Source organism: Agriterribacter sp. (genome assembly GCF_035497235.1).
Lineage (GTDB): Bacteria > Bacteroidota > Bacteroidia > Chitinophagales > Chitinophagaceae > Agriterribacter.
In genome coordinates this window covers 154,179-166,996 of record NZ_DATJEB010000039.1, presented here as the reverse complement: position 1 = coordinate 166,996, position 12,818 = coordinate 154,179, and the positions used below count along the sequence as shown (strand labels likewise).

The window sequence follows — 12,818 nt, the reverse complement described above, 5'->3', positions numbered from 1 at the left end:
TGGTTTGTTGGACATTTTTACCTGGGTTGTTTTGTTTAAAACAACCGCTTATTATCCTACAAAAACAACTGCTCTTTACTTCTTTTTACAGGGGGTCAATTTAAGCCGGTATCAGGGGGTCATTTTAAAATGGCAGACCGGGGTCACTTTGATTTGGCGAACGGGGGTCAATTTGAGTGGATTTTCCAATCAAACTGTTTCCCGGATAAAAACATTTAAAGTATAGCTAAGCTATCACAGCATCCAATTATGGCTTATGTCCGGAGTTCCGGACAACTTATTATAGAAGGTTCGTGGAAGTTGCACGGCAAAAGTTTATAGACCAGAATTGAGACCAAAAATAAATAAGTCGCTGCAAAACAGCGACTTATGGAGTTGAAAAGCGGACCGGACGGGACTCGAACCCGCGACCTCTGCCGTGACAGGGCAGCATTCTAACCAACTGAACTACCGATCCTTAAATGTGGGTATTACTACCCGTATTTTTCAGGACGGCAAAGATAGGATTTTTGGCTTCTCCCCAAAAAGTTTTTTAAAGAACAGCTCAATTTGGGTTTGTACTGAAGTTTACCTGTCCAAAACCAGGCGTCCTGCTTATTTTAATTGCTTTCCTGCATTCTGAAATTTTTAACTTTACTGATCACTAAATACATTTGTATCATGGCCATAAAAGAAACGTTCACCCTGCATGGTGAAAACCTGCTTAAAAAAATAAAGGAACTGATCTCAGAGGGAAATATCAGGAAGATCACTATTGCCGATAAATCAGGAAAGGAATTAGTTACTTTTCCGCTAACAATAGGGGTGGTAGGTGCTTTGCTGGCCCCTGTATTTGCCGCTATTGGGGCATTAGCGGCTTTAATTGGCGAATGTTCCATTACGGTGGAGCGGGAAGAAACGAAGCCTGAAAATGATTCTGAACCTAAAGCGTAGCCGTCTTTTTTCAATGCTTCTATTTTTTCGTCTATTTCTTTTTTCCGTTCATTGATGGCTCCTGAAGCTTTACAAAGAAAATATATGAACCGGGAAATGATCATCGGCATTGACCTTGGCGCAACGAATATCCGGGGCGGGCTGGTAACAGGTAAATGACCCCCTACTGATTATTTTTGGCGGCTCCGTGCAGCATGCTTATCTCTATTTTCAGCACACCCTGTGAGAACGCATTAACAGCTTTGCCTTTTCAAAATCGTTCCCGCGGCTGCGTATTGAGCTGTCTGAACTGCATAATAGCGGCATACCCGGCGCCGCGGGGTTTTACTATAATGCACTATAAGAAGTATTGAATTGATTTGCTGCCCGGTAAATACATTCAACCGCTGTTCAAAGCCCCTTATTCAGCCATGCGGTTAAAACGCAACAGTATTATCTCCTTTCTTTAGCTGCAATTGCAATACTTTATTTCCATAGCGGATGGTATGGTTTCCTGCCCTGTCGGCCGTTATAATAAGCCGCGTTAGTTTGCCCGATTGCCAGCTCATGTTAATGGTATAGCCGCCTCTTGCACGCAAGCCCTTTATGTTTCCGCTGGGCCAGGTAGAAGGCAGGGCGGGTAACAGGTGTATCTCGTTGTTCTGCGACTGCAATAACATTTCGGCTATACCTGCCGCACCGCCAAAGTTTCCGTCAATTTGAAATGGCGGGTGTGTACTTAACAGGCTGATCAGTGTGCTTTTCTGCAGCAAGGATTGTACCTGTTCGCCACATTTTTCACCATCCTGCAGACGGGCATAAAAATTAATGATCCAGGCTTTACTCCATCCCGTATGCCCGCCGCCGTTAGCCAGCCGCCGTTCAATCGTTTTTTTTGCCGCAGCGTATAAGTCCTGTGTTTGTGGCGGTATAAGATTTAAGGGATACAGCCCCAGCAGGTGCGACATGTGGCGATGCCCCGGCTCCACTTCTTCAAAATCTTCTATCCATTCCTGTATGGTTCCATTAGCACCAATTTTAATGGGCGGAAGCTGCTGTTGCGCCGCTTTAACTTTATTCACCAAATCCCCATCAGCCTGCAACAGCGTAGCGGCCTGTATAAAATTATTGAACAGGCCGTGAATGATCTCTATATCTATTGTGCTGGCGTAGCATAATTGTGAACTTTCCTTTCGGTTGGTGCCCGGCACAAAAAAAGCGTTTTCAGGCGAGTGGGATGGATTGGTAACCAGGTAACCTTGTGGAGACGGAACTAAGAAGTCGAGTACAAATGCTACTGATCCTTTAATAACAGGATAAGCAGTATGGCGCAGGTAATTGGTATCGCCGGTAAATTCATAATGCCTGTACAGCGGGAAGGTCATCCAGGGACCGGCCATAGGCGATACACCCCAAACGCCGTCTGCTACACCGGTTCTGCCAAAAACATCCGTTAAGTGGTGCAGCGTCCACCCCTTGGCGTCATACATTTCCTTTGCAGTAACTGCTCCCGGAACGGTTAGCGCCTGCATGAAATGCGCAAGAGGAATGATCGTTTCAGAAAGATTACCGGTTTCCGCAGGCCAATAATTCATTTGCAGGTTGATATTGGTATGAAAGTCGGCATTCCACGGAGCGTTATATAATTCATTCCAGATGCCCTGCAGGTTGGCAGGCAGCTTGCCGGGTTTCCGCGATGAGCCCATCAGCAGGTAACGGCCATACTGGTAGTATAATACAATCAGTCCATGGTCTGTTGTTCCGGCTTTAACCTGTTCCAGCCTTTTGTTAGTGGGTAATTTGTTGTAGGTATCTTCTCCCAGCGTAAAATTTACCCGGTCAAAAAACGAACGGTGATCTTTTACATGCATTTGTTTTAATACAGCGGGAGAAAAACCGGCCGCCTTGTTGAGCTTTGTTTTGCAAATGGCTAACGGATCAATAGCAGGATCGAAATTTAATTTATCAAAATCATAGTCGGTAGCGCCCGTTACCAGCAGCACTATATTTTTTGCAGCATTTACCCGGTAACCCGCAGATGAATCAGTTAGGAATGAATTTGCTTTTCCATCGGTATGTATAATTTTCATAGCGCCCGAAAAGCGCATATGCTTTCCTGCCGGGCCAGCCTCCGGATCTTCCCCGTCTTCAATTTGCCCGTTAAACCAGGCCATATTTCCTTCACTTTTATATTCGTGGGTATCTTTTTCACGCGACAGGAAAAGTTCCGTATCAAAAGGGCGGGTGGCGCGGATGCTTACTACAATCACATCCTGCGGAGCTGAAGCGTATACTTCCTGGATTATTGTATTGCCATCTATCGTATAGGTTGTTGCGGCTATGCCGGTATTAAGCGTTAAGGAGCGCTTATATTGCTGCACCGTTCCTTTCCATGCATAGTTAATAAAGAGATTGCCGAGTGGCTGATAGGAGCGTACCCTGGGCGGCGTACCCACAAGATATTGGGTTGAAAGATTGAGTGCGTTTTTATATGCTCCGTTAAATAAAGCCTTTTGTATTTGCGGTAAATGCTCCGCAGCACGGGGATTATTATTATTGATTTTACTTCCGGCCCATACGCTTTCTTCATTGAGCTGAATACGCTCATGATCATATTTACCGAATATCATGGCGCCTATACGTCCATTGCCAATGGGCAAAGCGTCTGTCCATTGTTTTGCCGGGCTGTTATACCACAATTGTAAATCTTGCTGCGCTATACTGTGAATACAGGAGAACAACGCTGCAAAGAGCAATGTTTTTTTGAATGTCATGACCATGATTTTAGGAGCGGCAGAATAGTATTGCCGGTGAAATATTTAGCAATAATATAATGAAATAAGCAAATCACGCCACGGATACCTGTAATAATAAGTATTTCAGCTTAAAGCTTTAATAATTGCATCAACTCATTTTTTTTCTCTGCCGCAAGCCTGCCATGGTAGCTGCCGGTAATCGTAGTGCTGCCCGCATCTTTTATACCGCGGGATGCGATGCACAAATGTTCGGCTTCAATAATAACTGCTACATCTTCTGTGCAGAGCTTTGCTTTCAAAAAACCGGCAATGTCAAAAGTTAGCCGTTCCTGCACCTGCGGCCGCCTGGAAAAATAGTTCACCACGCGATTGAGCTTAGATAAACCTGCTATTTTGCCCTTGGCTATATAAGCCACATGTGCCTTTCCTATAATAGGCACAAAATGATGCTCGCAATAAGAATATACCGGGATGTTTCTTTCCAGTATGATCTCATCATAGTTATATTCTTTTTCAAAAAGCGTAACCTGCGGTTCATTAGCGGGGTTAAGCCCGCTGAATATTTCTTTTACATACATTTTGGCTACCCTCTCCGGAGTATCTTTCAGGCTGCCATTATCCATATCAAGTTCCAGTATACGCATGATCTTTTCGAAATGGTGCGCAATGAGTTTTATCTTTCCGTTTACAGATAATTGCTGTACCGGAATGGCCCGGCCAAGTATTTCTTCTATTTCCATAATTATTATTTTTGACTTTTGATTTCTATGCTCCCTGCGATTTTCATAAATATGGTACATTTACGGGAGCAATGCCATATGTGATCTTTAACGTGTTTTGTAACTAAAACTAATTGATTGTTGCCATAAGTAGTGTTTGTGTATACAGTTTAGATTCATAAGTAAGGAAAGGGTTACAAAATATTTTTTGGAAAAATTGTAACGTTTTACTGTTTTTATAATCTAATGGGCAAATGGATGATCTAACTACCTTACCGCTATCCCAACTTTCCGATACGGAGCTGGTAAGCAGGGTGCTATCGGGAGAAAAACATTTATTTGAATGGATCATGCGCCGTTACAATCAGCGCCTTTTCCGGGCGGGCATATCTATACTCGGCGATGATATGGAGGTGGAAGACGCCATGCAAAACGCTTATATAAAAGCATATCAGCATCTGGATAAATTTGAGTACAGAGCGTCATTAAGCACCTGGCTGATAAAAATATTGATAAATGAGTGCCTGGCGCAAAAAAACAAAAAGGCACATTTGAAGTCTGTTAATATTGAATGTCATCCTGAAAATATGGGTAGTATGAAAACCCCTTCCAATATTTTAATGAACAAGGAAATGGGTATTGCCCTGGAAACGGCTATCGCTCACCTGCCGGAAAAGTACCGGCTTGTATTTGTGTTGAGAGAAATTGAAGGGCTGCCTGTAAAAGAAACAGGGGATATACTTGGAATAGAAGAAGCCAATGTAAAAGTGCGCCTCAACCGCGCCAAAGCCATGTTGCGTCAAAGCCTTAGCAATGATATGAAAGAACACGTATACACATTTCACCTCACCCGTTGCGACCGCTTAGTAAATCATGTATTGAATGCTATTGCATAACATATCCCGGACTTGTATTGTATCCGCGGTAAAACGCTTAATCAATTAAATTATTCTTTACCGCAAAAAATACAAGTCCGGCCGTATTCTTTACGTTATATCTTTCCATCATTCTGTCTTTGATGGCCTCTACGGTGCGGGGGCTGATCTCCATTTTTTGTGCAATTTCCGTAGCGGTAAATTCCATACACAGCAACCGGAGTACTTCTCTTTCTTTATCGCTTATTACCACTTCATTGGTTAAGGAAGGGATAGATTTTGTTCGGGCATGCGATTTTTTTAAGAGTACTTTGTTCACGAAGTTGTTGAGGTAATAACCCCGGGCCATTACTTCCACGATGGCTTTTTTAATTTCAGCCGGATCGGCACTTTTGAGCAGGTACCCGTTGGCTCCATTTTCCATAAGGTGCGACACAAATCTTTCATCTTCATACATGGTAAGCACAATAACGTGAAGATGGGGGTATTGTTTGCTGATCGTTCTTGTTGCTTCTATGCCGTCTTTTACAGGCATGCGCAAATCCATTAGTACCACATCGGGTTCCGCTGCGGGTAAGCCCATCAGCAGATCTTCACCGTTTTCGGCCTCCAGTACAAATTTAATATTGGTATACTGCCGTAGCGAAAGGATTACACCTTTGCGGAATATTTTGTGGTCATCGGCAATGGCAACTTTAATAATACTCATAGCATCGGTTGGTTTTTAACGGTATAGGATGAATGTTAAGTTATCATTTCATATTCTTCAACTGGAACCTCCAATGTAACCTTATAATAGGTTTGCGACATGTCTTTTTCAAAATCAATTTTTGCATGCAATACCCTGGCACGGCTTTGAATGTTTTTTAGTCCCAATCCTAAAGCGCTTTTATTGAGCCTTTCCACATCCGCCTGGGTAATGCCTCTGCCATCATGATGCAGGCGGATAAAAAACTTGTCTTCGTTATAGTTTTGTGTAACGTGTATAAAGCTGGCGTTGCTATGCTTTAAAATATTATTCACCAGTTCCTGTATAACCCGGAATACGAGCAGTTCCTGCTCTGGTCTCAGTCTTTGCCGGTAATCGTGAAACCGGCTGCTGGCGTTCATGCTGCCGGAACCGCTGATCTTTTGAAAAAGATCATTTACCGCCGATTCCAGTCCAAAATTCTTTAATGTAGGCGGCATCAGGCTGTGCGAAATATTCCGGATAAGTTGTATGGTATCGTCAATAATCTGCTTGGCGTTGTAAATAGCCTGCAACTGGGTATTGATATCCTGCTTAACGAGGTTTTCATTTAAATATAACCGGGCTGTAGCCAGTAAAGGTCCGGCATCATCGTGCAGGTCTGCGGCTATCCTTTGTCTTTCTTCTTCCTGCCACCTGATAGAAGCGTTTAACAGAATTTTCTGCTGCTCTTCTTCCATCTCTTTCAACTGCAACTGGTACCGGATAACCCGGCGCTGGTGAAAAATAATAAAAAGCACCAAACCTATTGCAAGAGCCAGCATGCCCATAGTGCCGAAAAACAGCACACCGGAGATGTTCAACGGGCCGGGTTGGTTTGTGATCTGCAGCAATATCATTGGTTAATCAACGTGGGTTTGGGAATAAAATTATTTTACTTTTTCTTAGTCGTAGCATAGGGCGATTTAAGGGTCTTATCATTTACAAGCATAGCACAGGCAAGAAGTATATTCTTAAAAATATATAGGACATCATGAATAAGATCGTATTCGCTTATAAATTGATCTTCTTTCATGTGGCTTTGCGCGTAAATAAAAGGGAAAAAAGTGCCTGCCGAATAAATAATTAATGCTACAACCACCCAAAAAACAGGAGAAGAGTATAGAAAAAGTGAAGTGGGGTCGTTTACTCTTTCAAAAAGATAAAAGATACAATAGATAAGAAATACTAACGAGGTAATACCTGAAGGTACGGAGTCAAAGGAATTATTTACTGCACTAAACAGGTCATAGAGTAAATATGCCCCAATTAATACGGTTACGGCAATCATCCCCTTTTTAAACGCCTTAGACACTATAATATTAAAAAAAAGCAGGGAAAGCAGGCTGTATTCAAATAGGGTGGTTATGCGGCCAATTAAAAAGGTATATTCCCTGGCCTGCCGGTTGGACAGTACAAAAAGATTAATAAATGCGCTAAAAACTACTATATAAAAAGCTACCCTTAATCCTATATTTTTTTTTGACCTTGCAAAAAAAATGAAAAGAATTAAGGGTAACAGATCAGATAAAACGGCAATATTTCTTAAAACAGTTGTTATAATGGTATGTTTTTCCAAATATAACAACTATAGCGGGAAATTAAAAACTCCATTCAAACCAGCCATCTCCGGGTTTTTGCGGAGAGAACTTGTTGGCAATCATACCAATTTCTTTAGACAGGGTGCCATTATCGTTTACAGCAGTATATTCCAGGATAGCTTTACCGAACCTGTCAACACCTACAAAAACATAGGTTTGCTCACCTTTGGCATTAAGCGCTTTATACATATTTATGCCTATGCAATCGGGCTGGGCAAGAATTTTTTCGATAATAGTACGGCCTACAAAATGCGCTTTGTTTTCGCCAAAGCTGTCGTAGTAGTCTTTTACCATTTTGGCTCCCAGTTCAAAACCAATGTGTTCGCCAATGTTTTCGTGTAAGCGTTGGCTTTGTTGTACAGGAACATCATTTTTTGTCATAGTTGTAAAGTTTTGTGGTTTATGCATATTAAGGATTGATGTATGTCAAAAATGATTGCTAACGATCAGATTTACAAGAGCTTAAAAAAGCATAAAAACGATGCTTTGTGCTGTAATGCAGGGGTAGACTGAATTTCAGGAGGGGAACGGAGGCCGGGAGCGGGGCAAAATAAGGTAAATATACTTTTGCAAGTTCGTATTTTTACTATACTTTTAAACGTAAGATTTCCTGCCGGAGGGTATGATGGGCTTAACGCTACGTTTAGAAATTTTAAAAAACCGGTGGTTTACTGCGGTATAACGTTATGCTGCGGTAAGGAATAAAAGCGTGTGAAATTAAGGAAAACGGATTTGAAACGGGGAATTGATTCTTTTCTTTCGGGGAAAATGAAAGTTGATTGACACTGGATTTTTGCTTTCAGTTCCTCACAGGTATTGGAATGAATTATTGGACGGTTTCAGGACATTTGGATTCAATTTGAGGTTGCTGAATCTTCGCCAATCAACTTCAAAACAAAAGTAGGGTAACTACTTTTTTTTGTCAAGAGCAGTTTTCCTCTTTTTGCTTCTTTCAGTAAATACTTACTGCCTGATTGTTGTACTTAAGCCAGGCTACGTGTAGTTAATGAAGGTGTTAGTATTTTAACGAAGTGGTATTACTATAGTATTATTCTTGTGATTTACGAAGTTTGCAAGTAATTTAATTAAGTATCAGGCGTTAATAAAAAGTAACTTATACCAATTTAATATCCCATGGCAGCAACCAACAATTATGAGATTAAAGTAGCTATCGCCGATGACCATAAAATTTTCAGAGATGGCATCAAAATGGCAATGGGAGGAAAAAATTATCTTAAGATAATTTGGGAAGCGGAGAACGGAAAGGACCTGATGCATAAGATGAAAATAAAACTACCGGATGTATTACTCATGGATATACGAATGCCTGAAATGGATGGTGTAAATGCTATTTCGCTGATCAGGAAGGAATATGAAGTAATAAGAATTATTGTGCTTACCATGTATGATGACCAGGAAATGATTTCCAAAATGATGGAAATGGGTGCTAATGCCTATCTTACCAAAACTACCGACCCCGAAGAGATATATAATGCCATTTTAACCTGCATGAATGATGATTTTTACTTTAATGATCTTGTAAACAAAGCCGTTTTGCTAAAGTTGCAGCATAAAAAGCAGATCAAGCAGTATTATCCCAACCCGGTAAAATTCAATGAAAAAGAACTGAAAATATTAAAACTGATCTCGGAAGATAAAACAACAGAAGAAATATCTAAAGAGGTATATCTCAGTCCGCGTACCATAGAAACCGTAAGGCAAAACATGAAAACAAAAGTGGGCGCCAAAACCATAGCAGGTTTGGTAATGTACGGCATGCGCAACAGGCTGATTGACTGATATTTTAAAAAAGCAATGCGGAATTAGTAAATTTACTGAAGCAATAATCAGGTATTTTTACAATAGTAGTTTCCCTTTTTTGTTAGGAAATTGCACCTGTTATTTATAGCTGAACATTTTAAAAGGAAGTAGTAAAAGAAATATTTTAATGAAAACCCAGGATTCCGGAACCAGCCTTAATGTAATTATAGCCGATGACCATGTACTGTTCAGGGCCGGTGTAAAAACAGCGCTTAGTCTTAAAAAAGACATTCGGATAATAGGCGAGGCGGATAATGGCCAGCAGTTATTGTATTTGCTCAGGCATCTTGAACCCGATGTGATTTTGCTTGATATTCAAATGCCTGTAATGGATGGCATTACCGCACTCCCGGAAATAAAAAAACTTTACCCCCATATCAGGATCATTATGCTCACCATGCATAACGATCATTCCATGATCTCCAGGCTAATGGAATTAGGTGCCAACGCCTATCTTACAAAAAATTCAGATTCTGAAGTTATTTATGAGGCTATCAGAACCTGCTATACCAATGAGTATTATTTTAATGATCTTACCAATAAAGCGCTGCTGGACGGGCTGCGTACAAAGCGTAATGCAGATACCTTTTCTCCCACAGAAGTGAAGTTAAGCGATAAGGAAAAACATATATTAAAATTAATGTGCGATGAAAAAAGCACTAAGGAGATCGCCGATATGGTAGATCTCAGCCCGCGTACAGTAGAAGCTATAAGGGATAAACTCAAATCTAAGACCGGCGTAAAATCCATGGCAGGGCTGGTTATGTATGCCGTTAAGTCAGGTATCATTGAGAATAAGTAATTTTATCTTATATTTTGGATACTTACTTAATTGCTTTTATACTATGCCTGGTTATTTTGTTCACAATGGTCAGCTTTTCCGGGAAGGGAAAGCCGTTATTTCTCCCGATAACCGCTCGTTCCGCTATGGCGATGGGTTGTTTGAAACCATGCGCATCATCAACGGTAATATTTTACTGAAAGAGCTGCATTTTGAAAGATTATTGCGCGGCATGAGACTGCTGCAATTTAATATTCCCGAATTTTTTACTGCCGCACAGCTTGAAGAAGACATCTTATCGCTGTGCAAAAAGAACAGGATAGCAGATAAAGCTGTTATACGGCTGGTTGTATTCAGAAGCGATGGCGGACTTTATGACCTGGAAGATATGCGGCCCAATTATATCATACAAAGCATGGCCTTGCAACAATACCCCGTAGCTCCGGCCGGTAATGGCGGACTTGTTATAGATATTTACCCGGACGCATCAAAGGCCTGTAATATTTTTTCCGAAGTAAAATCCAATAACTTTTTGATTTATGTAATGGCGGCCATGTACGCCCGGCAAAATGGGCTGGGTGATTGTCTTGTCCTGAACCAATATGGCCGGATCGCTGATGCAACTATAGCCAATGTTTTTTGGGTTAAAAACAAAGTAATATATACGCCGCCACTGTCAGAAGGCGGGGTGGCAGGCGTTATACGCAGGTTTTTGCTGCAGCAGCTTCCCGCGGCCGGTTATACAGTTAATGAACAGCCACTAACGCCGGATGATGTTCTGAACGCCGATGAAATATTCCTCACCAACGCGGTTAAGGGTATACGTGCTGTTGGCCAATGCAGGAACCGCAGTTATTCATCTTCCGTTACAAAGGAAATGCGCAGCCTGCTGATGGATAAATGGAAATGAGGCAAAATTTGTTGCGGCCTTTGTTAGGAAATTAACCTGGCAAAGCACCAGTGCTATGTGAGAGGCGAGATGAACTTTCACTTCTCAAGATAATATAGAGGCATCATTTGATTGACTTGACACTAATAATTAAACCACAGTGGGCTGCTTATTACCGCTTAGCGTATAGCTTTTATATTCCTTTACCCAGTGCCACAACCCGAACGAAGCAATTAAGGTGAATATAAAATATTCCACGCTATAAAATTTTACGCCCTTTATAAAGTACAGGCAGGTGGCAACTATATCCACTACTATCCATATCACCCAGCATTCAATCTTTTTTTGTATCATGTAAAAGGTAGTTACAATGCTCATCACCATAATAAAGGAATCAACATAAGGGTAAGCGCTGGGCAATGCAAAAACAACGGGGAACCAATGATGCAGGTTGCTGGCAAATTTGCCCAGTATAAATGTACCGGCAATGCCAATAACAATAGTCAGCAGTAACTGCTCTCTTTTCATGTAGCTTACTTTTAGCTCCTGCTTACTGTCTGCTTCGCCCGGCCGGGGATTAGCCCAGCGCCACCAGCCGATTAAATTGGTTACAAAAAAGAAGGCCTGTAAAAACATATCCGGGTAAAGCTGCACCTGGTAATACAGTATAAAAGCCAGTATAACATTCACTATACCTGTTGGCCAACTCCATATATTGGCCTTTGCCGAAAGCCATACCGCCAGCAACCCAAAAAGTACTCCAAAAAATTCAATATAGCTCATGGAGTACGCCAGTATTGTAAAAAACTCGGTATTAATGTCAAAAAAGTGGTTCACCGGAAATATGGTTTTGTTTGTGGAAGTCAGATGGTTACAAAAATATTATTCTTCACTTCCTGTGTGTTTTTTTCCTGCCTGTATATTTCAATGAATTGCTGTACCGCTTTCCTCCCGTCTGCACCCAGGTCTATGGAATATTGATTAACATACAAATCAATGTGCCGGCGCATTACCTCCTCCTCCATTTCCTGTGCATGCTGTTTTACATAAGGAGGAAGCAACGGATAATTACCGGATGCATATTCAGCGCTTTGCCTGATCAGGGTATTGATCTTTGATTGTATTGCCGGGTCAAAGCTGCGGCGCGTTACTATGCCGCCTAACGGTATAGGATAACCGGTTTTATTTTCCCAGTAACTGCCGAGGTCCATCAGTTTAAATAACCCTCTTTTTTGATAAGTGAACCGGTTTTCATGAATAATTACGCCGGCAGTAGGGCCTGATGAAGGCGGTGCGTTCAGCAGAAAATCTTCGATTTCATTAAAAATCTTAAATATTTTTTTCTTTGCATTGGGGAAGGCCAATGAAAAAAGTAAATGAGCGGTAGTATTTTCTCCCGGAATGGCAATTGTATAATCATCCATATGGAGTATACTACTGCCGGGTTGTGCAGGTTGTGCGGATATCAGCAGCGGACCAACTCCCTTTCCCAGGGCCCCGCCGCTCTGCAGCGCAATATAATGCGGCAGCATCAGGGGTAAGGCGCCATAGCTTACCTTGCTTACATCCAGCCTGCCCTCTATTGCCCACTGGTTAAGGGTTTGTACATCTTCCAGCACAACCTCAAAAGACAAGCCTCCGGTATTGATTTTGCCATTAACCAGCGCGTCAAAAATAAACGTATCGTTAGGGCATGGAGAAAACCCAAGTGTAAGTTTCATATGTAAGAAGTTGTTT

Annotated in this window: 13 protein-coding genes and 1 tRNA gene; 5 read left to right on the top strand and 9 right to left on the bottom strand. The window is 41.6% G+C overall.

Annotated elements, in window-relative coordinates:
* Positions 1 to 383 precede the first annotated feature (383 nt).
* Positions 384 to 457, bottom strand: a tRNA-Asp gene (locus VL121_RS14285).
* Positions 458 to 660: 203 nt separating this feature from the next.
* On the opposite strand from VL121_RS14285, the gene VL121_RS14280 reads away from it, so the two are divergent.
* Positions 661 to 933, top strand: coding sequence for a DUF4342 domain-containing protein (locus VL121_RS14280; protein ID WP_325406451.1), 273 nt, complete (start codon positions 661 to 663; stop codon positions 931 to 933).
* Positions 934 to 1,349: 416 nt separating this feature from the next.
* Here the strand turns inward: VL121_RS14280 and VL121_RS14275 are convergent, their stop codons facing one another.
* A complete protein-coding gene (locus VL121_RS14275; RefSeq protein WP_325406449.1) occupies positions 1,350 to 3,686 on the bottom strand; it encodes a glycoside hydrolase family 95 protein in 2,337 nt (778 codons plus the stop codon).
* 110 nt (positions 3,687 to 3,796) lie between these two features.
* Positions 3,797 to 4,408: a GTP cyclohydrolase I FolE gene (folE, locus tag VL121_RS14270; protein WP_325406447.1), complete on the bottom strand. Its 612-nt coding sequence runs from the start codon at positions 4,406 to 4,408 to the stop codon at positions 3,797 to 3,799.
* Positions 4,409 to 4,641: 233 nt separating this feature from the next.
* Between folE and VL121_RS14265 the strand changes: the two genes are divergently transcribed.
* A complete protein-coding gene (locus tag VL121_RS14265; RefSeq protein ID WP_325406445.1) occupies positions 4,642 to 5,283 on the top strand; it encodes an RNA polymerase sigma factor in 642 nt (213 codons plus the stop codon).
* A gap of 37 nt (positions 5,284 to 5,320) precedes the next feature.
* Here the strand turns inward: VL121_RS14265 and VL121_RS14260 are convergent, their stop codons facing one another.
* Genes VL121_RS14260 through VL121_RS14245 form a run of 4 tightly spaced genes read right to left on the bottom strand, consistent with a single transcriptional unit; the run spans position 5,321 to position 7,971 of the window.
* The gene (locus VL121_RS14260) at positions 5,321 to 5,971 is read right to left on the bottom strand and encodes a response regulator transcription factor (RefSeq protein ID WP_325406443.1); all 651 of its coding nucleotides are present in this window, start codon (positions 5,969 to 5,971) and stop codon (positions 5,321 to 5,323) included.
* Between the two features lie 35 nt (positions 5,972 to 6,006).
* The gene (locus VL121_RS14255; RefSeq protein WP_414635422.1) at positions 6,007 to 6,849 is read right to left on the bottom strand and encodes a sensor histidine kinase; all 843 of its coding nucleotides are present in this window, start codon (positions 6,847 to 6,849) and stop codon (positions 6,007 to 6,009) included.
* A 35-nt stretch (positions 6,850 to 6,884) separates the two neighbouring features.
* Complete coding sequence (locus tag VL121_RS14250) at positions 6,885 to 7,568, bottom strand: hypothetical protein (RefSeq protein ID WP_325406439.1); 684 nt, start codon at positions 7,566 to 7,568, stop codon at positions 6,885 to 6,887.
* Positions 7,569 to 7,590: 22 nt separating this feature from the next.
* On the bottom strand, positions 7,591 to 7,971 hold the full coding sequence (locus VL121_RS14245) for a hypothetical protein (protein ID WP_325406437.1): 381 nt from the start codon (positions 7,969 to 7,971) through the stop codon (positions 7,591 to 7,593).
* A 753-nt stretch (positions 7,972 to 8,724) separates the two neighbouring features.
* Here VL121_RS14245 and VL121_RS14240 point away from each other — a divergent pair.
* From VL121_RS14240 to VL121_RS14230, 3 genes are all read left to right on the top strand, one after another.
* Positions 8,725 to 9,390, top strand: coding sequence for a response regulator transcription factor (locus VL121_RS14240; protein ID WP_325406435.1), 666 nt, complete (start codon positions 8,725 to 8,727; stop codon positions 9,388 to 9,390).
* Positions 9,391 to 9,538: 148 nt separating this feature from the next.
* Complete coding sequence (locus VL121_RS14235; protein ID WP_325406433.1) at positions 9,539 to 10,213, top strand: response regulator transcription factor; 675 nt, start codon at positions 9,539 to 9,541, stop codon at positions 10,211 to 10,213.
* 43 nt (positions 10,214 to 10,256) lie between these two features.
* A complete protein-coding gene (locus tag VL121_RS14230; protein ID WP_325406431.1) occupies positions 10,257 to 11,102 on the top strand; it encodes an aminotransferase class IV in 846 nt (281 codons plus the stop codon).
* 129 nt (positions 11,103 to 11,231) lie between these two features.
* On the opposite strand, the gene pnuC is transcribed toward VL121_RS14230, so the two are convergent.
* Both pnuC and VL121_RS14220 read right to left on the bottom strand, forming a co-directional pair.
* Positions 11,232 to 11,918, bottom strand: coding sequence for a nicotinamide riboside transporter PnuC (gene pnuC, locus VL121_RS14225; protein WP_325406429.1), 687 nt, complete (start codon positions 11,916 to 11,918; stop codon positions 11,232 to 11,234).
* Positions 11,919 to 11,944: 26 nt separating this feature from the next.
* On the bottom strand, positions 11,945 to 12,802 hold the full coding sequence (locus VL121_RS14220; RefSeq protein WP_325406427.1) for a 1,4-dihydroxy-6-naphtoate synthase: 858 nt from the start codon (positions 12,800 to 12,802) through the stop codon (positions 11,945 to 11,947).
* Between the last annotated feature and the right edge of the window lie 16 nt (positions 12,803 to 12,818).

Excerpts from the sequence above, each read along its gene's own strand:
- VL121_RS14235 (WP_325406433.1), top strand. The coding sequence starts at position 9,539 with ATGAAAACCCAGGATTCCGGAACCAGCCTTAATGTAATTATAGCCGAT.
- VL121_RS14265 (WP_325406445.1), top strand. The coding sequence starts at position 4,642 with ATGGATGATCTAACTACCTTACCGCTATCCCAACTTTCCGATACGGAG.
- VL121_RS14255 (WP_414635422.1), bottom strand. The coding sequence starts at position 6,849 with ATGATATTGCTGCAGATCACAAACCAACCCGGCCCGTTGAACATCTCC.
- VL121_RS14280 (WP_325406451.1), top strand. The coding sequence starts at position 661 with ATGGCCATAAAAGAAACGTTCACCCTGCATGGTGAAAACCTGCTTAAA.
- VL121_RS14240 (WP_325406435.1), top strand. The coding sequence starts at position 8,725 with ATGGCAGCAACCAACAATTATGAGATTAAAGTAGCTATCGCCGATGAC.
- VL121_RS14230 (WP_325406431.1), top strand. The coding sequence starts at position 10,257 with ATGCCTGGTTATTTTGTTCACAATGGTCAGCTTTTCCGGGAAGGGAAA.
- VL121_RS14220 (WP_325406427.1), bottom strand. The coding sequence starts at position 12,802 with ATGAAACTTACACTTGGGTTTTCTCCATGCCCTAACGATACGTTTATT.
- VL121_RS14260 (WP_325406443.1), bottom strand. The coding sequence starts at position 5,971 with ATGAGTATTATTAAAGTTGCCATTGCCGATGACCACAAAATATTCCGC.
- VL121_RS14275 (WP_325406449.1), bottom strand. The coding sequence starts at position 3,686 with ATGACATTCAAAAAAACATTGCTCTTTGCAGCGTTGTTCTCCTGTATT.
- folE (WP_325406447.1), bottom strand. The coding sequence starts at position 4,408 with ATGGAAATAGAAGAAATACTTGGCCGGGCCATTCCGGTACAGCAATTA.
- VL121_RS14245 (WP_325406437.1), bottom strand. The coding sequence starts at position 7,971 with ATGACAAAAAATGATGTTCCTGTACAACAAAGCCAACGCTTACACGAA.